We start from the raw sequence: 22,134 nt of genomic DNA, 5'->3' as shown, positions 1-22,134 counted from the left end.
TATTACATTTGTAATCTTAATTGTAGATTACAAATGTAATACTGAGGAGTGAAATATCTATGACAAATCAATTACCTAAAATATCTGAAGCGGAATTAGAAATTATGAAAGTACTTTGGTCAAACTCTCCACAAACAGCGAATGAAATTATAGAAGAACTAGAAGATGCAATGGACTGGAAACCGAAAACAATCCGTACATTAATTAATCGGTTAGTACAAAAGGAAGCCGTTTCTTACCATCAAGATAAAGGGCGCATGTATGCTTATTATCCGTTAGTATCACAAGATAATTATTTGCAAGTTGAAACGAAATCTTTGCTAAAGCGTTTTTGCGGCGCAGCGTTTAAGCCATTACTTGTTAATTTTTTAAAAGAGGAAAAATTGTCTTCAGAAGATATTAATGAACTGAAACGCATTTTAGATGAGAAGACAGAGGAGAACAAGAGGAAGGATAGATAACAATGATAGACATGCTTATAAATGTATACCTTCCTCATTTTTTTGATTGGCTTATAGAAACGTCACTTATGGCTAGCATATTAGTTGGATTTATTCTATGTATAAAAGTGCTATTTAGAAATAAGTTAACGCCCCGATGGCAATATATGCTGTGGATCGTACTAATGATAAGACTCCTTTTACCATGGTCACCAGATAGTTCTTATAGTATTTATTCATTACTTTCTTATAGTTCTAGTGTGTCGGAAGTTATTCAGAAAAATACACCTTCACCTGAGAATACAGTGAATGACGAGATGCAACATACAGTGGAATTAGAACAAAATGCTGAAACTGTGACAAAAAATAGTGAACCTGAAGTAAACGTGAGTTCGGAACAACAGACTGCATTGTCTTTATACAAAGTTGCTCTATATGTTTGGTTAGCTGGGGTGATCATATTAGCAGTCATAACGTTTATTACAAATAGACGCTTATATTCTTACATAAAGAAACAACCGGATATTACGGACGAACAGGTCACTACAGTGTTTAATCGCTGCAAGCAGTCTATGAAAATGAAGAAGGCAGTTTCATTACGTCTTGCAGGAAAGATTGCAAGTCCAACGGTTTTTAGTTTCTTCCGTCCGAAAGTATTACTATCAAAAAAACATATGAAAGTATTAAATGAGCAACAATTACAATATGTCTTTTACCATGAGTTAGCTCATATTAAGAGAAACGACGTAGCTGTAAATTGGATTATGTACAGTTTAATCCTATTAAATTGGTTCAATCCGATTCTTTGGTACGCCTATTTTTGTATGCGAGAAGATCAAGAATTAGCTTGTGATGCATATGCGCTTACGTTTATAGATAAAGAGGAGCAAATTGCATACGGTCATACAATTATTACCCTCCTAGAACATTATTCCTATCAAGTACCAAGCCTAGCAAATTTAAGTAGAAATAAACGAACATTAAAAAGGAGAATCGTTATGATTAAAAAGTTCCAAAAGAAATCGTATCGTCTTTCTTTACTTGGGATTATTGTTATAGTTGCTATTGCATCTCTTTCTTTATTCAACGCACGTGCAGCGGAAGGGAAAGAAAAACAAGAGGATAAAGTAGAGCAGTCAAAGGATGCTTTCCAAAATGCTGTAGATATGCTGTTTGGTACAGAAGAAAATGCGAGGAAAGAATTCAGCTATTCAAACAGGGTATATGAAAAAAAGACAGATTATTTATATTTAGCTGAAAAGGCTTTAACGAAAGATGAGTTCGAACAGTACATAAAATTGTATAAAGACATTCTTAATATACAGAAAAAGGGTACTACAGGAAATTATGAATCCGATACATCATATTTTGAAGAAGAGCGTTTAACAAAAGACGATCGTGACAAATTATATGCACTTTACGATCAATCAAAACCATTTGATGACAAAGTGCACGAATCTATAAATTACACGGTAAAGGAAGCGCAGCAACATGTTGATTTTCAAATTAAGAAGCCAACGTACACAATTGAAGGATACAATCTGAAGGATGAAAATGTAGGTTATTTTATTAAGAGAAGACCTGAGTTAATTATTGAATTAGAGTATACAAACGGAAAAGGAAACTATACAACTTATCAATCACAAGTATTCGGAGAGAGTAAAGATCCGTTTCATGCTTTATTTGTTGTAGAAGAAAACATTGAACAGTACGAATTAGAAGGTAATCAAATATTCTATGCGACTCATAACTCGGATAGTAATTTACAAGGTATGAAGATGATTGTTCCTGCGAAAGGGAAAGATAGTGCGTATCAAATTGTCATTATTAATCATAGTTTAGAGGATCCAGGAGAAGCAGTATTTGATAAAAATGTAAATAAAGAAGAGTTAGAGAAGGTTATGCTTTCTATGTTGAAATAATAAAAAGGTGTTCTTGAGACGTATATCTCTAGAACACCTTTTCCTTTTCTCTTTTCTTCTGATAAACTATGGACAGTATGGTATAACTTGACTGGAATTTTTTTATACTGGAAATAATAAAAAAGAGAACTTGTATACAATGTAAGCGTGTGGTAATATCAAAGATGTACTGATTGACTATATTATCCAATTGGTCATTTTTGGAGGTGACGATGTGGCGATAGATCGAAAACGTTCTATTATTGAAGCTGCAACAAAGTCTTTTTCAGCGTTCGGTTATAAAGCAACAACGATGGATCAAGTAGCGAAGTTAGCGAATGTAGGAAAAGGAACGATTTATACTTTTTTCAAAAATAAAGAAGAGCTATTTGGTGAGATTATTTCTAATTTAATTACAGAAATGAAGCAAGTTGCAGAAAATGCAATTCGTTCAGATGTTTCATTTTTTGAAAATGTACATAGAGCATTATATAGCATATTAGAATTCAGAAAAGAACATCAGCTCATGATTAAGTTAATTCAAGAAGAGCGTGATATGGGAACGAAAGAAGTACAAGAAGTGATGCAACAAGTAGATGTGGAAATCGTTTCTGTCATTCAATCGTATTTAAAGATTGCGATTGAAAAAGGTGAGATTAGCAAATGTGATCCAGAAATTACAGCATTTATTATGCTTCGCTTATACGTATCGCTTATTTTTGATTGGGAAAAAAATCATGAACCGCTAGAAAAAGAAAAAATCGCAGAATTATTTGAACTTTATTTATTAAAAGGATTGTCAAACTAAGATAATCCTTTTATTATTATAAAAAGTGACCATTTGAACAATTTGGTCATATATTTATTTTAGGAGGGATAATAGAAATATTCACTTCGTATTAAGAAACAGTTGCATAGTATAAATTCGGGGATAAGGCATATGTATGAATAGGTATAGCCTTTTTATTTGGGAGAAAATGACCAAATGGACAATTTAGTCATTTAGAAAAGGGGGAGAAATGATGAAATGGAATCAGTTACTTCGTAAAGAGTTTACTGAAATTATAAAAAGTAAAAAAATATTAATTCCAATTATCGCGGTTTTATTCGTGCCAATTTTATATGCAGGTATGTTTTTATGGGCCTTTTGGGATCCGTATAAACAGTTAGATGATTTGCCAGTGGCGGTAGTCAATTTAGATAAAGGTGCAGTATTTGATGGGAAACCAATTGAGGTTGGAAAAGGGCTCGTTGATAACTTAAAAGATAATACAAGTTTCAAATGGGAATTTGTAAGTGAAAAAGAAGCGAAAAAAGGAATGGAAGGTAGAAAGTATTACATGCTAGTACGCATTCCAAATGACTTCTCAAGTAACGCTACAACGTTATTAAAAGATGATCCAAAACCATTAAACTTAGAATACATTCCAAACGAAAGCTTAAACTTCTTATCTTCACAAATTGGCGGAACAGCCATTGAAAAAATTAAAGGTGAAGTATCAAGTACGTTAACGAAAACATATGCAGAGAAAATGTTTGATTCCATTCAAGACGTCTCAAAAGGATTAGCAGATGGGGCGGAAGGAGCAAGTAAACTACACGACGGATCAAGTGAGCTGCATGATGGTTCAAGTAAAGTGACAGATGGCCTTCATACACTTCAAGGGAAGTCTGGGGAGATGAAGGATGGAGCTCAGAAATTAGCAGATGGATCTAATAAATTAGTAGATGGGTCAGGAAAAGTAACAGCAGGTTTAAATACGTTAAATGGCAAAACAGGTGAGATGCAAATAGGTATCGGAAAATTAGTGGATGGCTCCGGAAAAGTAACGAACGGTTTAAATATGTTAAATAGCAAAACGGGTGAAATGCAAAAAGGAATTGGTGAATTGCGTGATGGATCTGAGAAAGTAACGAACGGTTTGAGCATATTGGTAAGTAAAACAGGTGAATTAAAAACAGGAACAACTGAACTATCAAATGGTATGGAAAAACTTGCGGGAGGTCAAAGTCAATTAGAGAAAGGTTCTCAAGAGATTCAAAAGGGTTTGCAGGAGTTAAATAATAAAGTACAAAACTCTGTTGCAGGATTAGGGGAAATGCAGTTGAAAGTTCCTGCTATATTGAATACAGTAAATGAGAAAATAGATGGTGCTGGGGCGAATGTAAATCAGTTAAATGAATTTACGCAATCAATAGCAGGAGATGCAAAAAATGCAGCGCAAGATGTAGCGAATTTACAAAAGCAAATTGAAAGTTTACCGAAAGAATATCAAGAGCAGTTACAACCATTCATAACAAATGCCGTAAAAAGTACAACGACAGTTCAGCAAAAAGCTGCCGGAGTAGCAGGTGGAACAAATAAATTAAATGAAGAAGTAAGACAATTAAAAGGTGAAATCAGTGAAAAGACAAGTGGGATGCAAAGCAAAATGCCGAATCCGGAAGATGTAGGGAATTTAACGAGTGGTATTAAAAAATTAACGAATGCACAAAACGAATTTGTAAGTAAGTTTCATGGATTAGGTGAAGGATTAGGTAATGCTAAAGTAGGTGCAGATAGATTAAAAAACGGGTCAGGACCATTAATTGATGGGGTAAATCAATTGTTTGATGGATCTGGAAAGGTAACAGAAGGCTTAGGAACATTATCTGCAGGAGCAAACCAAATGGCAGGTGGAGTAAATCAATTAGCAGATGGCTCAAGCCAAGTGACAGGCGGCTTAGGAACACTATCTGTAGGAGCAAATCAAATGGCAGGTGGAGTAAATCAATTAGCAGATGGATCTAATCAAGTAACAACTGGCTTAGGTACTCTAAATGGTGGTCTAAATAAAATGTCAACAGGCTCAACCCAGCTAATCGACGGCGTAAATAAACTAGCAGACGGATCAGGAAAAGTAACAGATGGTCTCGTAAAAGTAAACGATGGTTCAGGTGAACTTGCTGAGAAACTTGGCGAAGGAGCAGAGAAAACTGGTGAAGTAAAAGGAACCGATAAAACGTACGATATGTTTGCAAGTCCTGTAAAAGTGAAGACGGAGAAAATGGCGGAAGTTCCTAACTACGGAACTGGATTTACACCGTATTTCTTATCACTCGGTTTATTTGTTGGAGCATTACTCTTATCTATCGTATATCCATTACGTGATACAGTTGGTGTTCCTAAATCAGGATTTAGTTGGTTTATTAGTAAGTTCGGCGTGTTACTATCAGTCGGTATTATTCAAGCGGTAGTAGCAGATATTATATTACTATTCGGATTAGGTGTAGAAGTACAAAGTATTCCGTATTTCATAATCTTTAGCATCGTTACAAGTTTAGCGTTTATCGCATTAATTCAATGTTTAGTAACAGCATTCGGTGATGCAGGGCGTTTCATCGCCATCATCACATTAATCATTCAGCTTACAACAAGTGCTGGGACATTCCCACTAGAATTGATTCCGAAGTTTTTACAGCCATTCAATGCTTGGTTACCGATGACATACTCTGTATCAGGATTGAAAGCAGTCGTATCAAGTGGAGACTTTAACTTCATGTGGCAAAACATAGGAGTACTCATGATTTTCATCGTGGTATTATCACTTGGAACAATCGCATCCTTAACTTGGATGCACAAACGACAATTTAGAAATATTGCGGAAAACCAATCGATTGAAGCATAGAAAAAAGCACCTTTTCGGTGCTTTTTTATTTTAATGTAGGGTATCTTTTCTGTAGTTTATATATAAACCTTTTTAAAAGCTATAGAGACGAAAGAAAAGGATTTACAACAATTTACAGAGAAAACTAGAATAGAGGAGTTGATATGATGAAAGGAAATCTTACTTATTATTTTATCTTAAATCCGCTAATCATCTTTCTTGTTTACGCCCTTTCACCTATCTTGTTTCATAAAGAAAAATATATAAATATGAAAGATGCACTAGGAATACTTTTAGTTTACTATGTGCTAATTAGCGGGTATTACCTTATGGATGTTATAAGTAAAAGAATGAAGAAGGATAGTAAAGACAAACGATAAATTTTATGGCATAAAAACCGATGGAGGACAACAAAATGACTGAAAGTGAAATGAAATTTCGTGATACGACGATTCGTAACTTTTTCGATAAAGAGGACCGCCTAAAATCGATTCCAGGTCAAAAGAAGAAAAAACTAGTATTGTTGGAGCATTTAATTAGCAAGTTAAACGCTGAAAATCAATATACGGAAAAAGAAATTAATACATTTATAAAACAATATCACGATGATTTCTGTACGATTAGACGTGAGTTTATTGTGCACGGATTTATGGATCGAGAGGATAATATGTACCATATAAACGGGAGAGAAGTTTGGACGAAGTGGGAGGAGTTATAAAGGTAATGAGGAAGGAGGATTTTCTTGCAAGTTAGTAGTCTTATAAGTGAAGAGATTTCGGGAAAACCATCAATTTTAGGGATATTCACTTCGCCAACAGTGCAATTTAAAAGGATGAAGAATCAAAGAAATATACTTTTACCACTTGTACTTTTAATAGTACTAATTATAATTTCAAGTGCTTTCATGTCATGGAATACTTTAAACAATCCTGCGCTTAGTATGTTTCATGATAAAACGGGATTTACGGTACCGAAATATATAACTTTCTTTACTACATTTGGGGTTTCCGTAATCAGTGGAATCATAGCCTTATTTTTTGCGCCTATATTCTATAAAAACATTATGATTTTTTTCGGGGTTGATATTACCTATAAAGAAACATTTCCTATCATTATTTATGCTTCGTTTGTATTACGATTAGGGATGATTTTAAACGGATTCATTGCATTGTCTCTAAATGGATATGAGATATCTTATACGAGTCTAGGGGCAATAGCAACGGATAACATGGTTTTGCATACAATCGCTCAAAGAATAGATATATTTAATATTTGGTATTACATTTTATTAGGCATCGGTTTGAAAACGATAACAAATTTACATAAGGAGAAACTTATTCCTCTTATTATTGTCCTTTTCGTTTTCACTAGTTTATTAGCGAGTATGGCTGGATTTATGCAGGAAATATCTAAACCGTAAAGATATATGGGAAGTAGAAATATAAAGGTGGTTTGGATATAGATCAAACCACCTTTTAGCATTTTTTATACTAAAACTTTTGTCTCCAGTCTGTCTTTCTGGCGCAGATGATGTGCAAAATGCATAGAAATAAGCTGGAACCATTCTGCTGCATGTAAGTAACCAAGCCCAGGGTGCTTTACTTTACAATCACTTGGAATAGAAGAAAGTGTTGGCTCAATGTCTTTAACAACTGTAATTAATTCTAGAATACGTTTTTGTATTTCTTCTTTATTAGAGGGATTTTCAGGTGTATATCCAGGATGATTTGGTACTTTGATTTGTATATTTGGGAAAGCACCAAGTTTATATACTTTTTCACCTATATCCGTTTTCTTGTTTATTGCTGATGGTGTTTCAGTTTTACATTTCGCGATGGCATCTAACTGCATATATGTAGAGGCAATTAAATGATTATACATTTGACCGAGAGACCATTCCTCATTAGAAGGCTTCATCCTAAATTGTTCTATAGAGTACTTTTCTAATTCCTCTATGTAGTACGTTGCTAACTCTTCAAATTTCTTCATATCACTAACTCCTTTTTATGAAAATGTATTTGTTACTACCTACTATAAAGAACTAATGCTGACAACATTATGTCAGTAGTGAAATGCAACAATTAAAGTTTTAACATTTTCTTTGCTTCATCACGGATTTTCTCAGATAGAACGTTTGGTTCAAGTACTTGCACTTGGCTTCCCCAGCTTAATACCCATTGAAATACTTCGTCTATGTTTCTTGATTTCAAAAAGACGTGAAAACCATTTTCTCTATGCTCGTATGAATCTATAAAGAAGTATCGTGATTCAATAATTTTATGTGCAATATGGGCTGGGAATAATAAATGAATCATCACAGTACGGTTGCTTTCAGGCTGATATTCTTGCAAAGAAAAGTCTTCGGGTTTTGTAAAGAATTCTTGTTCTCGCTGTAATTCCTCCATTCGATTTAAGCGGAAATTACGTATTTGTTTTCGAAGTAAACAATGGGCAACGACGTACCAAATTCCAGAAATATTGACTAAGCCGTAAGGATGAACGGTCCGTTTTATTTTTGTAGTTTCTCTTGGTTTACGATAAGAAAAAGAGATAGCCTGTTCTTTTTGGATAGATTCTTGCAACAGGATAAGTTGTTTTTCAAGTTTTTCTTGTTCAGATTGTTTGTGTGAAAATATAGGAGAAAGGAAACGAAAAGTTCCCCGTAATTCCTGGGCTTTCTTTTTTTGATCAGTAGGGAGGACAACCTCAAGTTTCTCTTTTGCCGATTTTGCATGTACAGAAAAAGAAGATGTAGAAGATGTGAAAGTTTTCTCGATATAATCACCGCCTAGTAAAAGAGTAACAGCCTCTTCAGGTGTAAGCTGAATAGGTGGTAAGAAATAACCATCCATTAATGAATAACCTTGGCCAGGCATTGAAAAAATAGGAACACCCGATTCATTAAGTGCATCCATATCTCGATAAATAGTTCTTATACTTGTTTCGAATTTTTCGGCTAAGCTTTGTGCTGTAACAGTTTGTCTTCTTTGTAATTCAATTAATATAGCTAACAAACGATCTGTCCGATTCATGAAAATTCCCCTTTATCTTTTATGAATATGCCTACTATAAACTTCTAAAAGTAGTATAAACTCTCCTCCCATTAACAGACTTTTTCCTATGTATAATATTAATATAGTAAAATCATAACAACCCATATTGCAGTTTCCAATAATATACTATATAATCAGTTTAAGAAAACGTTTTCATGCAAAGGGGGAGGATTTCGTGTCGACTATAGAGGACGTGGCGAAATTAGCGGGGTTATCAAGGACAACGGTTTCTAGGGTGATTAATAATCATCCATATGTTTCAGATGAGAAGAAAAAAAGGGTTCAATTAGCAATGAAGCATTTAGGTTTCGTTCCTAATTCTGCGGCGAGAAGGCTTCGTAAACAAAAGACGGAAACAATTGCGGTGCTAGTTCCAAGGATTACAAATCCTTTCTTCAGTAGATTTATTGAAGCAATCGAGATTGCTGCTTCTGAACATAAATATAAACTGATTATTTGTCAAACAAGATATTTACCGGAAAAAGAGATGGAGTATTTACAATTATTATCTACGAAACAAGTAGATGGGATTATTCTATGTTCACTAGAAAATCCTTGGGAAGATGTAGAGCCATACTTACAGCACGGTCCAATCGTGTTATGTAATGAATATATTGAGGAAGCAAATGTTCCAACAGTGAAGTTTGATCATGCGCAAGGAGCATACATAGCTGCTAAGCATGTGTTAGAACAAGGATATCGTAATCTTATTTTTTGCCGTGGTAACGAAACCAAAGTGGTTAGCCAGCAGCGAAAAATGGGCTTTTTACGTGCAATAACTGAGAAGAGCCGCCAAGTAGAAGCGATCGATTTTCTTGAAAACGCTTTCTCTTGGGATGATGGAAAGAGAATATTCCATGAAGTATTAAAGGACAAAAAAAATCCTACCGCGATTTTGGCAGGAGGCGACGAGGTTGCAGCTGGAATTATTTCAGAGGCGAAACGCCATGACTGGAGCATTCCAGATGATCTCGCTGTTATCGGTTTTGATAATCAAATTTTATCACAGATTACAGAGCCAGGTATTACGACAATTGAACAGCCAATCGATGAGATGGCCCGAAAAGTTGTCGACCTGATGATGGATAAAATCCATACGAAAAATTATCGAAAAAAAGAATTGTATGAGTTTGAACTGGAGCTCTTGGTGAAAGGTTCGACGATGAAGAAGGATACGATGTTATTAGCCTAGTAGACTATGTCTGCTAGGTTTTTTTATGTTCACAAACTACTATTCTTCGTGAACGCAATCGTCACATTTGTTATGGTATGCTTCGTGCTGCTCATCAATTTCTTTCCCGCAATGTGCACAAGTTTTCGTCGGTAAATTTCTGAAAAACTCCATTGGTTGATCGATCATGTTAATCCCTCCATTTCCATTTCTTACTATCATTGTATTAGTACAAAAAACAAAAGTCAATAACTGTTTTATAACAAAAGTGAAAAATAATGAAAAAGTTTAGGAAATGGATTATAGTTAACAATGTAGAATGTAAGTGAAACATGCATTCCTACTCGGTTTTAGAAAGGATGGATACATATGAAAATGACTGTTGTCGGCTTTTGGGGCGGCTTTCCAGAAGCGGGAGAAGCAACGTCGGGATATTTGTTTGAACACGATGGTTTTCGTTTACTTGTAGACTGTGGTAGTGGTGTACTAGCACAGCTTCAAAAATATATAACACCATCTGATATAGATGCAGTTGTACTGTCACACTATCATCACGATCATGTTGCAGACATTGGGGTATTGCAATATGCGAGATTAATTACAAGTGCGACAAAGGGACAACTACCGGAATTACCAATATACGGTCATACGTTTGACGAGAATGGATTCCATTCTTTAACGCATGAACCACATACGAAAGGAATCGCGTACAATCCAGAAGAAATACTTCAAATTGGACCGTTCTCGATTTCATTCTTAAAAACTGTTCATCCTGTTACATGCTTTGCGATGCGTATTACAGCTGGTAGTGACGCTGTAGTATATAGCGCTGATTCAAGTTATATTCCTGAATTCATTCCATTCACAAAAGATGCTAATCTTTTCATTTGTGAGTGTAATATGTATGCACATCAAGAGGCTGCAAAAGCAGGGCATATGAATAGTACAGAAGTGGCAAGTATTACGAAAGATGCGAATGTAAAAGAACTTTTATTAACGCACTTACCGCATACAGGAAACACATCTGATTTAGTAACAGAAGCAAAACAAATTTTCAGTGGCCATATTACGCTAGCGCATAGTGGTTACATTTGGAACTCATGAGGTGATACGATGTTATTTATTGATAATAAAGGGATTACAGATCCTAGAATAAACTTAGCAATTGAAGAATATTGTGTGAAGAATTTAGATATTAACGAAACATATTTACTGTTCTACATTAACGAACCTTCCATTATCATTGGTAAAAACCAAAACACAGTAGAAGAAATTAATGCAGATTACGTAAAAGAACAAGGAATTCATATCGTTCGTCGTCTATCAGGTGGAGGTGCAGTATATCATGATTTAGGAAACTTAAACTTCAGCTTTATTACGAAAGATGATGGAGACAGTTTCAGCAACTTCAAAAAATTTACAGAACCTGTAACGAAAGCGCTTGGTAAATTAGGCGTAAATGCAGAACTAAGTGGTCGTAACGACATTTTAGCTGAAGGCAGAAAAATTTCAGGTAACGCGCAGTTCTCAACGAAAGGTCGTATGTTCAGTCACGGTACGTTACTATTTGACTCTGAAATCGATCACGTCGTATCAGCGTTAAAAGTAAAAATGGATAAGATCCAATCAAAAGGAATCAAATCAATCCGTAGCCGTGTTGCGAACATTACAGAGTTCTTAAACGAAAAAATGACGACAGAAGAGTTTAGACAACTTCTTCTAGAAACAATTTTCGAAGGGGAAACAGAAATTCCGACGTACGAATTAACAGAAAATGATTGGAAAGAGATCCATAAACTTTCTGAAGAACGTTACCAAAATTGGGACTGGAACTACGGAAAATCTCCGAAGTTCAACTTACAACATTCACACCGCTTCCCAGTTGGACAAGTTGACGTTCGTCTTGAAGTGAAAAAAGGAACAGTAACAGAATGTAAAATTTACGGTGACTTCTTCGGTTCACTAGATGTCCATGACATTGAAGAGCGTCTAACAGGCGTACAATTTGATAAAGATGCATTCACTGCAGCTTTAGAAGGCGTAGATATTAAACGCTACTTCGGTAATATTACAACAGAAGATTTCTTACATTTATTCTTCTAAAAATAAGGGAGGCTGCCGTAACGGGCAGCCTCTTTATTTTTGCGTAGATTGTCACGTTTTATCGGTAAGTCGATATATTTTAAAAATCGCCGATATAATTTCACTCATCATAAAATCACAGGACATTTGCCTCTCATAAAGGAATATATATATTCAAAAGGAGGCGGATTGAAATGAGAAGGCTAATGTACGTTGCATTACTGCTCAGCTTCGTCATCGGAATGACAGCTTGTAACGATGAAACTTCCTCAAGTCGCACACTTTTAACGATTGGAAAGCCAGGGAAGGATAATGTTATATACTTTACGAATACGGATAATAAACGAAAGATAGCTGATATACAAACTATGTTTCAAAATAAGAAATGGAAAAGAAATGAAGCTTTTAGTACGATGAATAAAACGCCAGATCTTGTCTTGTCAATAGATGAGGCCAATACCGGGTTACCGACATTATATGTAACATTGTTTTTTCATGAACACGGAGCGGATGCAATCAACTTGTATGGGGAGCATACGAGCTTGAATAAAAAGGAACTAGAAAAACTTAGTGAAAAGATGAGTGCATATTATCCTGAAATGATTTTAGCCTTAGTTTCATAATGTGTAGGCGAATAGAATTCCCTTATTTTTCTAAAGTGAATCAACAGGAGGTGATCCTTGTATATGCAGTTAATGGAATATCACTTGCTACTTTAATTTTCTTTTAATATAATTAATTTAGAATTTTTAAATATTCTAAATTTTATAAAGGTGGGGTTTGTGTGAATCTCGTTCAATCTTTGGCTGAAACGGCGAAAAAGAAGGGGGATAAACCGGCTTATATATTTATGGATCAGTCGGTCTCATATGACCAATTAAACAAAATGGTCACAAGGTTTTCTAGCAATTTAGCAGAAATGGGCATTGGAAAAGGGGACAATGTCGCATTAGTTGTTGGAAATTCACCACATTTTTTGGTCGGTTTATACGGAACAATGAAAGCTGGAGCAACTGTTATTCCAGTTAATCCAATTTATACAGCAGACGAAATGCATTATATTTTACAAAATGGAGATGTAAAAACAATCATCGTACTCGACGTCCTTCTACCTGTTATACAATCTCTTACAACAAGACTTCCTTCACTTGAAAACATCATCATATGCGAAACCTCATCAGATTTTAACTATACAGAAACCGAAAAAATGAAAACGTTTACGAGAATGATAGGGGCTGGAGATTTAACTTTTGAAGGCCCAGAATTAGATGAAGAAGATGTAGCGGTTATTCTATACACTTCAGGTACAACTGGAAAACCGAAAGGTGCGATGTTAACACATAAAAACTTATATAGTAATGCGAGCGATGTGGCGTCGTATTTACAATATACTGCTGATGATCGCGTCGTTGCGGCTTTGCCAATGTTCCATGTATTTTGCTTAACAGTGGCGGTAAATGCACCGATTGTGAACGGAGCAACTATTTTAATGTTACCGAAATTTAGTCCGAAAGAAGTATTCCGTATTTGTCGCACGTACGAGCCAACGATTTTTGCTGGTGTACCGACAATGTACAATTATTTATATTTATTCGAAGAAGCAAGCGCAGAAGATGTGAAGACGCTTCGTCTTTGTATTTCAGGTGGTGCGTCAATGCCAGTTGCTCTTCTGCAAAACTTTGAAAAACGTTTTGACGTAATTGTTTCAGAAGGATACGGTTTATCAGAAGCATCACCAGTTACTTGTTTTAACCCGCTAGATCGTCCGCGTAAACCTGGGTCAATCGGTACAAATATTTGGCATGTAGAAAATAAAATTGTGAACGAACTTGGGGAAGAAGTACCTGTCGGTGCAGTCGGTGAATTAATTGTTCGCGGACCTAACGTTATGAAAGGATACTATAACGCGCCAGAAGATACAGCAGCGACATTGAAAGATGGTTGGCTGTATACAGGTGACTTAGCGAAAATGGATGAAGAAGGTTACTTCTATATCGTTGATCGTAAAAAAGATATCGTCTTAGTTGGCGGTTATAACGTATACCCTCGTGAAGTAGAGGAAGTATTGTATACACACGAATCTGTAGCAGAAGTTGTCGTAATTGGCGTTCCTGATGAAAACTTAGGAGAAGCAGTACGAGCATACGTCGTTTTGAAACAAGCTAACGTAACAGAAGAGGAACTTATGCATTATTGCACATTACATTTAGCAAAATATAAAGTACCAAAGAGTATCGAGTTTTTAACAGAATTACCAAAGAATACGACAGGTAAATTGTTAAGAAGAGCGTTAAAAGAGAAAGCGATGCAAGTTTAAAAATGGGGGGCAACCATCTTTATGAAGGTGGTTGCCTTTGTATTTTTTAGAATTGGTTAAGCTATAGCCCCATATATTTAAACCGTAATATGACTAATAAGGAGGAGATATATGTGGAGCAAAAGGAATTACGTTTAAGGAGAGTTCAATACCTTATTTGTGACATTATGGATGAAATGAACGCTGAAAGTGAGAAGAAAAACTTAGAAATACTGCAGCAAGTAATCGATCATCTTTCAGGTGCGATAGGTGATTTAGTCGATCCATCAAGCTCGTATTCTATTGATTATTTGGAAAGAAAAGTTCACACGGCGCATTATTTACTTTTTAAAAACGAGCGGAAGGCGTACTTATGTAGGAAATAGTATTATTAATTTTATTTGACATTGATAATCATTATCAATATGATAGTTATGTTGGGTATATTCATATAAAAGGAGATGTCGTATTGATAATGATTAAGAAAAAATATGTTAATGCGTTCGTTATAGCAGCAACTTTAGCAGTTCCATTCAGTGGTATTATGGCACCGATTGCGAAAGCAGAAGCGGCAGTAGAAATGAAAGCAAATAGCAAACTAGCGGATGGCACGTATGACGTTATTTTAAAGACTTATAAAGATCAAACGAATGATACATCAGTTGCGTCTACATATTTAAAAAGTCCAAAAGTAACCATTCAAGGTGATAAAAAAATTGTTACATTAACAGTTCAAGATAGTAGCTATTTTCAGTATCTTAGAGTAGAAGATCCAAATAAAATAGGGACATTCCATGATGTAAAAGTAATCTCCGAAGATAAAGCGAATAACGGTACGAAAGTTGTTCAATTTGAAATGGGTGAGTTCTCGAAAAAATATAATATGCAAATGCATATATTAATTCCAGCAATTAAATATGATCATAAATATCAACTGCAGTTTGAAATCGATGCAAGTGCAATTGAACAGAAACCTAAATTCTCAGATGTCCCGACTTGGGCACAAGAGTCAGTTCAATATTTAGTAGATAAAGAAGCAGTGCACGGTAAGCCAGACGGTACATTTGCTCCGGCTGAAAATATCGATCGTAGTTCAGCTGCAAAAATATTAGCAACTATTTTAGGTTTAGAAATTAATAAAGATGCGAAGCCATCATTCCCTGATGCACAAAACCACTGGGCAACTCCATATATTGCTGCTGTTGAAAAAGCAGGTATTGTAAAAGGTGATGAGAAGGGTAACTTTAATCCGAGCGGGTTAATTAACCGTGCATCAATAGCTTCTATGCTAGTAAATGCATATAAATTAGAAAGAAATGAAAATATGAAACTACCAAAAGAATTTGCTGACTTAAACAATCATTGGGGTGCGAAGTATGCCAATATTTTAATCCAAGAAAACATTTCAGTTGGAACAGATAATGGCTGGGCTCCAGATAAAGCGGTAAGCCGTGCGGAAGCAGCGCAATTTATTGCGAAGGCAGATAAGTTGAAGAAATAAATTAAAACGTATACTAGATTTAGCATAAATAAAAAAGGAAAATTTGAACTCCAAATTTTCCTTTTTGCATTGTTATATATTCCTCCTCATCAATTCCCCAACTTGCGTCGCAACGTACTCAACATCATTATCAATTTCATCCAACACGTAAGATTCCAAAATGCCCATGACAGCTGTTCCTAAAAATTTTAAAACGATGTGTGTATCAATGTTTTTATTTACTGACGTATTTGTGTTTAATTTTTTTTCTAGTTCACCCATGATGAACGTTAGGATTTTTTTCTGAAATGATAATGTGCTGTTGCTTCTAAATAACGATGCGAAAAATGGTTTATGTTCTTTGAAGTATTCAAACCATATGACAGTTCCTTCTATATAGCCTTTTGTTTGTTTTATATCGCATATTTCTCTTAATTGATTTAAATGGTCGTCGACAATTTTATCTAATAAATTGTACTTATCTAGATAGTGTAAGTAAAAAGTTTTTCTTCCGATGTTCGCTTTTTCTGTAATGTTTTTTACTGTAATTTCGTCAAAGCCATCTTCAATTAACATTTCAATAAATGCGGATTGAATGGCGTTTTGTGATTTTATAATTCTTCTATCGATTTTCTCCATATGATGTTCCTCCGTTATTGATACATATATTTCGTTATGTGTGTATTATCACCCAAATGCGTAAATATGGTCATTGAAACAAGTGGTTGCTCGTTTTATTATAAATATACACATGAGTATTAACTCTCACAAGTGTAAATTTATAATAAAGTAAGGGTGGTTTTATATATATCAGTTACGAAGAGAAATGTCCGTTTTTATGCAAGAGGATTACAAGTTTCTATAAAGAAAATCTGTAAAAGTAATTTTGTTTTGAATTGCACCTCTAATTGTTAGATTTGCATCTAGCGGTTAGAGGTTTTTATTGTGAAGATTGCTGTGCTTAATATTTACGTTAAACGTGCATAACAAGATATAATAGAAGAAATCAAGAAGGAGGCTGACTGTGAAAAATCTTCGTTATTTCAATATATTTACTATGCTAATTGTATACACACTACTCATGTTTTACATCGGCTGGAACGGTTGGGTTTGGCTTCATGCGGTGTTTGGCTGGGAATCTTGGGGATATTACGCTTTCGTAGTCGGATTTATTTCATATGCGTACATTCTCGTGCAAGTGTTTAAGTTCTTGCCATTTCTACGAACGATAGGCTCAATTTGGTTTGCGGTCATACAATATGCGCTTATGCTGTTGCCGTTAGCAAATATTACGGTCTTTCTTTTACAGTTTTCAGTGGAGAAAGAAGCGGCAATTATTTGGACAGGAACGGCCGTGTTACTTGCATTTATCTTTATTTTTGCATATGGAGTATTCAACGCATATAGCCCAGTAGTTAGAAAGTACGAGGTGCACATACCAAAAAAAGTAGAGGGACGTAAAAGCTTACGCATCGCGATGGCTTCTGATATGCATTTCGGTAAATTATCTGGTGTTTCGCATTTAAAAAGACTTGTCCGCCATGTAAATGAGATGGAGCCTGATATTATTTTACTGCCAGGTGATATTATTGATGATCATCCAGGTGTGTTCATTCAAAAAAATATGGGACCAATTATGAAGCAAATGAAAGCTCCATTAGGCGTATATGGTGTGTTAGGAAACCACGAATATTACGGACGAGCGGTTCCTGAATTTTTACAAGAGATGGATAAGATTGATATTCGTATTCTGTTAGATGAAGTGATTACAATTGAAGATCAATTTTACCTCGTCGGAAGAAGAGATAAAACAGAGCGAGATCGCCAAAGCTTTGAAAATCTAACGAGTACGGTAGATAAATCCATGCCTGTTATTGCAATGGATCACCAACCATTCGAGTTGAAACAAGCAGCGGAGGCTGGCGTCGATTTACTACTATCCGGCCACACGCACCGCGGACAAATGGCGCCGAATCATATTGTAACGAGAAGAATGTACGAATTAGACTGGGGATACGCACAAAAAGGTGCATTCCACGCGATTGTTTCTTCTGGTTTCGGATTCTGGGGACCACCATTAAGACTGGGAAGTAGATCTGAGATTGTGCAGGTGGAAGTTACGTTTGAATAGGTGTATAAAATAGAGAGCGAATTGCTCTCTATTTTTTCAATAAAAAAAGGGCTCCACATAAGGAGCGCTCAATAAAAATAAATGAATTAAAAGAAATAACAGACATGTATAATATATAACATTTGTAATTATGTATCAATATATTTAGATTTATAATTTATATTGATATCGATTTTATAAAAAAGGTACGATTAGAAGACGCTGCTGAAATAAAGGGGGATTATAAGTGGTTATATCAGATGTTATTTACGGTGAGTTTAAAGTGGATCGAGTAGTAGAAGAATTAATTGTAAGCAATCCTGTGCAAAGACTAAAAGGTATTCATCAAAATGGCGCAAGCTACTTACTAAATGAGAACTGGAATGTAACACGCTTTGATCATTCAGTTGGTGTTATGTTATTAGTGAAAAAACTCGGTGGTTCAGTTGAAGAACAAATTGCAGGTTTACTGCATGACGTATCACATACTGCCTTTTCTCATGTAATTGATTATGTTTTTGATAATAGAAATAAAAGTTATCATGAAGAGATATTTAGTTCTGTCGTGAAAAACTCAGAAATTCCAGCGATTCTTTCGAAGTATGGTTATAACTATGAAGATATTTTATTAGATGATTCGAAATGGACGTTACTCGAAAGGTCAGCACCAGAATTATGTGCAGACCGAGTGGATTATACGTTACGAGATATGTATACATATGGGTATGTTTCTTTAGAAGAAGTTCACAGTTTTTTAGAGGATGTCATTGCTGTAGATGGGAAAATGGTTCTTCAAAGTGTCGAAATGGCAGAATGGTTTACAGAAACGTATTACAAAGAAGTAATTGATTTCTTTATGAAGCCAATGAATATTTACGGAAACGACATGTTAGCGAAAACGCTAAAGTTAGCTCTTCATAAAAGGATTATTCATGCAGATGACTTTCTTCTTGAAGATGATGAGCTTATTTCGAAATTGCAGCAATGTAATGATCCAGAAGTACATGCTTTATTAAGCAAAGTTCATCCGAATGTAAACGTAAAAGAAGATAGAAACGATTATGATTTGTATCAGAAAAATAAAGTCCGTCTCATTGATCCTCCATTATTTCGTGAAGGTGAAGTTGTTCCATCGTCTGCTGTGTCGGAAAAAATAAGACAGATGAGCGAAATTGCTTATGAAAAAGCGGTGAGAGGGATGTATGTGAAAGTGATTTCGGATTAAAAAGGAGAGCATCACTCCTAGATGCTCTCCTTTTTCTCATTAATAATCAAACCAATTCCAAATCTCAATATCTCCAAGAGTCGCATAACGAACGTGCGGCGAGTTTTGTAATTTTAATAACTCTTTCGACGGGCCAGTAATGACCATGCCGTATACTTTGACGCCGTTATCTTTTACATACTGATAGCGCTTATCTAAATTCAGCACTTTTTCAGGAATCCAAGTCGTTTTACTTACAGTTTCTTTATTTATCGAAAGAATACGCATCATTTCGATTACTTCATCTTCTTTTGTGTGTAGTTTTTTTGTTTCATCTTCAGGAAGATTTATATGTTCTCGAAATCCGATAATTTCTCCGCTATGCAAGAGAAAATTTTCTTCATTTATTCTTTCTTGTCCTGTGTCTAAAGCGTACCATACAGGAATTGGCGGCATTTCTTGTGCTTCAAATGCGCTATATAGAATGGATTCTACTTCTTGTAAAGTGTAAACTTTATCGAAGGATATCGCTACTTCTGCAACAGTCCCCTCATGTATCTTTCCAAGTGTATCCCAAACTTTTTTAGATGATTCTTTCAAAGAAGCTTCTTCCTTGATTTTGGGATGAACAAAGGAAACTTTTTTTGAATAGGCTCTGTTTGCCCAAGATTGATTTGTGGCAGTTACAGATGATAAGAAACTACTCATTGTTACTGTACCAATTGGAAATTCTTCTTTGCCGACAGTTTTAACTAAATTCATTTCATTTTCTGTACGGAAAAAGGGTTTAACCTTCGTACTTCCTCCAGTGGAACGACTATTTGGCATTGTCGCTTCTAGTGCGAGTGCTGGAATCTCATTTACTTCAGAAAAGTTTTTCATATTATTCGAATAGAAGTAAAAGGAAGATGCAAAATGACCAACAAAATAGATTGCTATACAAACAGCGAGGACAAAACTAACGGTTTGCCAACGCTGTTTCCATTTTATTTTCCAAAACGGGATTTTAAAATTTTGTGGTGGTAGTCTTTTCTTTATCGGTTCACTCTTCGAAAGTAACTCATCTAAGTAAGCTTCACACTTTTCACATGTTTCAATATGACTTTCTAATTGCACTTGTTCATCATGCGTGAGCGTTCCGTTTTCGTACTTCCCCCATAGTTTTTTAAACTCTGTACAACCCATCCTGATCACTCCTTTATGCTTTTCGTTTCTTTTCGTCCCCTGTATAATTCGATTTTTACTTTCGCTAGTGAGAGACCGGTCATTTCTGCTATTTCCTTATACGAGAATCCGTAGTAATCTCGTAGTAGTAGCACATTTCGTCTTTCAAGGGGAAGAGAAGATAAACTGTCTAACCAACTAGCAATTTCATGTTTTACGAAATAAGAGTGCTCTGTACTTGGTATGTTCGGTAAATGGAATTCTTCAACTGTCGTTGTTTTATATCTTTTTTCTTTTCGATACCAATCAATAAAGGCGTTGTAGGCAATTGTAAATAACCACGGTCTAATTTCTTCTCCTTTATAATAGTCAATATGGACGAGCATTCGGTAAAAGGTTTCTTGCATGAGATCTTCCGCATAGTGGGAATCTCCGGTTAGGGAGAGAAGATAGCGAAATAAAGTGAATCTTGCATATGCTTGGAGTAAATGTCTTCTAATGATTGTTTGCGTTTCACTACATTTCCCTCCCTTCATACATAACAACGAAATACATATAAAAAAGTTACATTTGTTTTTAAAAATATAGTAAAAAACGTCAAGAATTGGATAGGATTCTCTTTTATCATAATACATATAAGGCGGGTGAACAGAGATGGAAAGCTATGAAACACAAATTCAAAGGTCAATTGATTATATTGAGGAAGATGTAATGGAAAAACAGACGCTGCGTAATTTAGCACGCATTGCAGGTTTTTCTGAGTCGCATTTTCATCGTGTATTTCAGGCGTTAGTAGGTGATACAGTAATGGAGTATGTTCGAAAGAGGAGGTTAGCCCGGGCAGCTTATCAACTTTCTCATACGGATGAAAAAGTTATTGATATCGCATTTGAGCATGGCTTTCAATCTCACGAAACGTTCACGAGAGCCTTTAAAAAAATATTTCAAATGACACCGAGTGAATATCGAAAACAAGAAATTGAAACGCCGATGTATTACAGCGTAAATGTAAAACAAAGAAAATTAAATCCGTATTTAGGAGGCATACAAATGGAATATCGTATTGTAAATAAACCAGAATTTTTAATGGCGGGTTATGAACTGAAGACGACAAGTAAAGAAGGGAAAAACCATCAAGACATCCCAGCATTTTGGCAAGAATATTTACAAAAAGACCTTGGAACGACGATTCCGAATCGTAAAGATACGAGCCAATGGGTAGAGCTTGGATTATGTACTGATTTTAATTTAGAAACAGGGGACTTCACTTATATAATTGGAATGGAAGTTACAGGGTTTGAAAATGTGCCAAATGAAGTTGCGAAGCGTACTTTCCCAGCAGCGACATATGCTGTATTTACAACGCCGAAAGTTCCTCATGAAGAAATGGTATCGTCTATTCACCAAACGTGGAATGCAGTATTCTCAGAATGGTTCCCGCATTCAGGATACGAACATTGTGGCGTTAATGAATTTGAACTATACGATGAGCGTTCCCATGCAGATAAAAGTGAGTTCGCTCAAATTGAACTTTGGATACCAGTGAAGAAGAAATAATAGGATAAGAGCGAATCATTGGGAGATGG

Annotated in this window: 22 protein-coding genes and 1 pseudogene; 17 read left to right on the top strand and 6 right to left on the bottom strand. The window is 35.3% G+C overall.

Annotation, left to right across the window (positions count from 1 at the left end; all coding sequences use genetic code 11):
• Window positions 1-59: 59 nt before the first annotated feature.
• The 7 genes from AC1DMU_RS10470 to yknW all read left to right on the top strand — a co-directional run bounded on the left by AC1DMU_RS10470 (window position 60) and on the right by yknW (window position 7,408).
• On the top strand, window positions 60-461 hold the full coding sequence (locus AC1DMU_RS10470) for a BlaI/MecI/CopY family transcriptional regulator (RefSeq protein ID WP_000184503.1): 402 nt from the start codon (window positions 60-62) through the stop codon (window positions 459-461).
• Between the two features lie 2 nt (window positions 462-463).
• Window positions 464-2,362, top strand: a complete 1,899-nt coding sequence (locus tag AC1DMU_RS10465; protein WP_142291691.1) for a M56 family metallopeptidase — start codon at window positions 464-466, stop codon at window positions 2,360-2,362.
• A gap of 214 nt (window positions 2,363-2,576) precedes the next feature.
• Window positions 2,577-3,149 carry a TetR/AcrR family transcriptional regulator gene (locus tag AC1DMU_RS10460; RefSeq protein WP_000963378.1) on the top strand — a complete coding sequence of 191 codons (573 nt, stop codon included), beginning with the start codon at window positions 2,577-2,579 and terminating at the stop codon, window positions 3,147-3,149.
• 214 nt (window positions 3,150-3,363) lie between these two features.
• Entirely contained in the window at window positions 3,364-6,009 is a 2,646-nt protein-coding gene (locus tag AC1DMU_RS10455) for a YhgE/Pip domain-containing protein (protein ID WP_088062386.1), read from the top strand.
• A 146-nt stretch (window positions 6,010-6,155) separates the two neighbouring features.
• Entirely contained in the window at window positions 6,156-6,368 is a 213-nt protein-coding gene (locus tag AC1DMU_RS10450; protein ID WP_141542787.1) for a hypothetical protein, read from the top strand.
• Window positions 6,369-6,403: 35 nt separating this feature from the next.
• Complete coding sequence (locus AC1DMU_RS10445) at window positions 6,404-6,706, top strand: DUF2087 domain-containing protein (protein ID WP_131933741.1); 303 nt, start codon at window positions 6,404-6,406, stop codon at window positions 6,704-6,706.
• Between the two features lie 24 nt (window positions 6,707-6,730).
• Complete coding sequence (gene yknW / locus AC1DMU_RS10440) at window positions 6,731-7,408, top strand: YknW family membrane protein (RefSeq protein ID WP_088062390.1); 678 nt, start codon at window positions 6,731-6,733, stop codon at window positions 7,406-7,408.
• A gap of 65 nt (window positions 7,409-7,473) precedes the next feature.
• Here the strand turns inward: yknW and AC1DMU_RS10435 are convergent, their stop codons facing one another.
• Window positions 7,474-7,977: a DinB family protein gene (locus AC1DMU_RS10435; RefSeq protein ID WP_088062392.1), complete on the bottom strand. Its 504-nt coding sequence runs from the start codon at window positions 7,975-7,977 to the stop codon at window positions 7,474-7,476.
• A 92-nt stretch (window positions 7,978-8,069) separates the two neighbouring features.
• A complete protein-coding gene (locus AC1DMU_RS10430) occupies window positions 8,070-9,020 on the bottom strand; it encodes a helix-turn-helix transcriptional regulator (protein WP_088062394.1) in 951 nt (316 codons plus the stop codon).
• Between the two features lie 196 nt (window positions 9,021-9,216).
• Here AC1DMU_RS10430 and AC1DMU_RS10425 point away from each other — a divergent pair, with 196 nt between their 5' ends.
• Window positions 9,217-10,233: a LacI family DNA-binding transcriptional regulator gene (locus tag AC1DMU_RS10425; protein WP_088062396.1), complete on the top strand. Its 1,017-nt coding sequence runs from the start codon at window positions 9,217-9,219 to the stop codon at window positions 10,231-10,233.
• Between the two features lie 39 nt (window positions 10,234-10,272).
• Here AC1DMU_RS10425 and yhfH read toward each other — a convergent pair whose 3' ends face one another.
• Complete coding sequence (yhfH, locus tag AC1DMU_RS10420) at window positions 10,273-10,401, bottom strand: protein YhfH (RefSeq protein WP_000567010.1); 129 nt, start codon at window positions 10,399-10,401, stop codon at window positions 10,273-10,275.
• A 180-nt stretch (window positions 10,402-10,581) separates the two neighbouring features.
• Here yhfH and AC1DMU_RS10415 point away from each other — a divergent pair, with 180 nt between their 5' ends.
• The 6 genes from AC1DMU_RS10415 to AC1DMU_RS10390 all read left to right on the top strand — a co-directional run bounded on the left by AC1DMU_RS10415 (window position 10,582) and on the right by AC1DMU_RS10390 (window position 16,091).
• Complete coding sequence (locus AC1DMU_RS10415) at window positions 10,582-11,316, top strand: MBL fold metallo-hydrolase (RefSeq protein ID WP_088062398.1); 735 nt, start codon at window positions 10,582-10,584, stop codon at window positions 11,314-11,316.
• Window positions 11,317-11,325: 9 nt separating this feature from the next.
• Entirely contained in the window at window positions 11,326-12,315 is a 990-nt protein-coding gene (locus AC1DMU_RS10410; RefSeq protein ID WP_088062400.1) for a lipoate--protein ligase, read from the top strand.
• Between the two features lie 173 nt (window positions 12,316-12,488).
• Entirely contained in the window at window positions 12,489-12,917 is a 429-nt protein-coding gene (locus AC1DMU_RS10405; protein WP_088062401.1) for a hypothetical protein, read from the top strand.
• 161 nt (window positions 12,918-13,078) lie between these two features.
• Window positions 13,079-14,611: a fatty acid--CoA ligase family protein gene (locus AC1DMU_RS10400; RefSeq protein ID WP_088062403.1), complete on the top strand. Its 1,533-nt coding sequence runs from the start codon at window positions 13,079-13,081 to the stop codon at window positions 14,609-14,611.
• A gap of 113 nt (window positions 14,612-14,724) precedes the next feature.
• Window positions 14,725-14,976, top strand: a complete 252-nt coding sequence (locus AC1DMU_RS10395) for a hypothetical protein (protein WP_000435468.1) — start codon at window positions 14,725-14,727, stop codon at window positions 14,974-14,976.
• An 89-nt stretch (window positions 14,977-15,065) separates the two neighbouring features.
• Window positions 15,066-16,091, top strand: coding sequence for an S-layer homology domain-containing protein (locus tag AC1DMU_RS10390; RefSeq protein ID WP_088062405.1), 1,026 nt, complete (start codon window positions 15,066-15,068; stop codon window positions 16,089-16,091).
• 72 nt (window positions 16,092-16,163) lie between these two features.
• Here the strand turns inward: AC1DMU_RS10390 and AC1DMU_RS10385 are convergent, their stop codons facing one another.
• Window positions 16,164-16,709: a TetR/AcrR family transcriptional regulator gene (locus tag AC1DMU_RS10385; protein WP_088062407.1), complete on the bottom strand. Its 546-nt coding sequence runs from the start codon at window positions 16,707-16,709 to the stop codon at window positions 16,164-16,166.
• 385 nt (window positions 16,710-17,094) lie between these two features.
• Between AC1DMU_RS10385 and AC1DMU_RS10380 the strand changes: the two genes are divergently transcribed.
• Together AC1DMU_RS10380 and AC1DMU_RS10375 are read left to right on the top strand one after the other, a co-directional pair.
• The gene (locus AC1DMU_RS10380; protein ID WP_088062409.1) at window positions 17,095-18,201 is read left to right on the top strand and encodes a metallophosphoesterase; all 1,107 of its coding nucleotides are present in this window, start codon (window positions 17,095-17,097) and stop codon (window positions 18,199-18,201) included.
• A gap of 226 nt (window positions 18,202-18,427) precedes the next feature.
• The gene (locus tag AC1DMU_RS10375) at window positions 18,428-19,405 is read left to right on the top strand and encodes an HD domain-containing protein (protein ID WP_088062411.1); all 978 of its coding nucleotides are present in this window, start codon (window positions 18,428-18,430) and stop codon (window positions 19,403-19,405) included.
• Window positions 19,406-19,444: 39 nt separating this feature from the next.
• Here AC1DMU_RS10375 and AC1DMU_RS10370 read toward each other — a convergent pair whose 3' ends face one another.
• Both AC1DMU_RS10370 and AC1DMU_RS10365 read right to left on the bottom strand, forming a co-directional pair.
• Window positions 19,445-20,569 carry an anti-sigma factor gene (locus AC1DMU_RS10370; protein ID WP_088062413.1) on the bottom strand — a complete coding sequence of 375 codons (1,125 nt, stop codon included), beginning with the start codon at window positions 20,567-20,569 and terminating at the stop codon, window positions 19,445-19,447.
• Between the two features lie 5 nt (window positions 20,570-20,574).
• A pseudogene (locus AC1DMU_RS10365) lies at window positions 20,575-21,065 on the bottom strand (RNA polymerase sigma factor).
• Between the two features lie 137 nt (window positions 21,066-21,202).
• On the opposite strand from AC1DMU_RS10365, the gene AC1DMU_RS10360 reads away from it, so the two are divergent.
• Window positions 21,203-22,105, top strand: a complete 903-nt coding sequence (locus AC1DMU_RS10360; RefSeq protein ID WP_071721586.1) for an AraC family transcriptional regulator — start codon at window positions 21,203-21,205, stop codon at window positions 22,103-22,105.
• Window positions 22,106-22,134: the final 29 nt, after the last annotated feature.

Source organism: Bacillus sp. 01N45 (assembly GCF_056399205.1).
This window is presented reverse-complemented; position numbering and strand designations above follow the sequence as displayed.

What these genes read in the sequence shown, in the direction of transcription:
- AC1DMU_RS10470 (WP_000184503.1), top strand. Translation starts at nt 60, where the DNA reads ATGACAAATCAATTACCTAAAATATCTGAAGCGGAATTAGAAATTATG.
- AC1DMU_RS10465 (WP_142291691.1), top strand. Translation starts at nt 464, where the DNA reads ATGATAGACATGCTTATAAATGTATACCTTCCTCATTTTTTTGATTGG.
- AC1DMU_RS10455 (WP_088062386.1), top strand. Translation starts at nt 3,364, where the DNA reads ATGAAATGGAATCAGTTACTTCGTAAAGAGTTTACTGAAATTATAAAA.
- AC1DMU_RS10450 (WP_141542787.1), top strand. Translation starts at nt 6,156, where the DNA reads ATGAAAGGAAATCTTACTTATTATTTTATCTTAAATCCGCTAATCATC.
- AC1DMU_RS10445 (WP_131933741.1), top strand. Translation starts at nt 6,404, where the DNA reads ATGACTGAAAGTGAAATGAAATTTCGTGATACGACGATTCGTAACTTT.
- AC1DMU_RS10435 (WP_088062392.1), bottom strand. Translation starts at nt 7,977, where the DNA reads ATGAAGAAATTTGAAGAGTTAGCAACGTACTACATAGAGGAATTAGAA.
- AC1DMU_RS10430 (WP_088062394.1), bottom strand. Translation starts at nt 9,020, where the DNA reads ATGAATCGGACAGATCGTTTGTTAGCTATATTAATTGAATTACAAAGA.
- yhfH (WP_000567010.1), bottom strand. Translation starts at nt 10,401, where the DNA reads ATGATCGATCAACCAATGGAGTTTTTCAGAAATTTACCGACGAAAACT.
- AC1DMU_RS10415 (WP_088062398.1), top strand. Translation starts at nt 10,582, where the DNA reads ATGAAAATGACTGTTGTCGGCTTTTGGGGCGGCTTTCCAGAAGCGGGA.
- AC1DMU_RS10410 (WP_088062400.1), top strand. Translation starts at nt 11,326, where the DNA reads ATGTTATTTATTGATAATAAAGGGATTACAGATCCTAGAATAAACTTA.
- AC1DMU_RS10405 (WP_088062401.1), top strand. Translation starts at nt 12,489, where the DNA reads ATGAGAAGGCTAATGTACGTTGCATTACTGCTCAGCTTCGTCATCGGA.
- AC1DMU_RS10390 (WP_088062405.1), top strand. Translation starts at nt 15,066, where the DNA reads ATGATTAAGAAAAAATATGTTAATGCGTTCGTTATAGCAGCAACTTTA.
- AC1DMU_RS10385 (WP_088062407.1), bottom strand. Translation starts at nt 16,709, where the DNA reads ATGGAGAAAATCGATAGAAGAATTATAAAATCACAAAACGCCATTCAA.
- AC1DMU_RS10370 (WP_088062413.1), bottom strand. Translation starts at nt 20,569, where the DNA reads ATGGGTTGTACAGAGTTTAAAAAACTATGGGGGAAGTACGAAAACGGA.
- AC1DMU_RS10360 (WP_071721586.1), top strand. Translation starts at nt 21,203, where the DNA reads ATGGAAAGCTATGAAACACAAATTCAAAGGTCAATTGATTATATTGAG.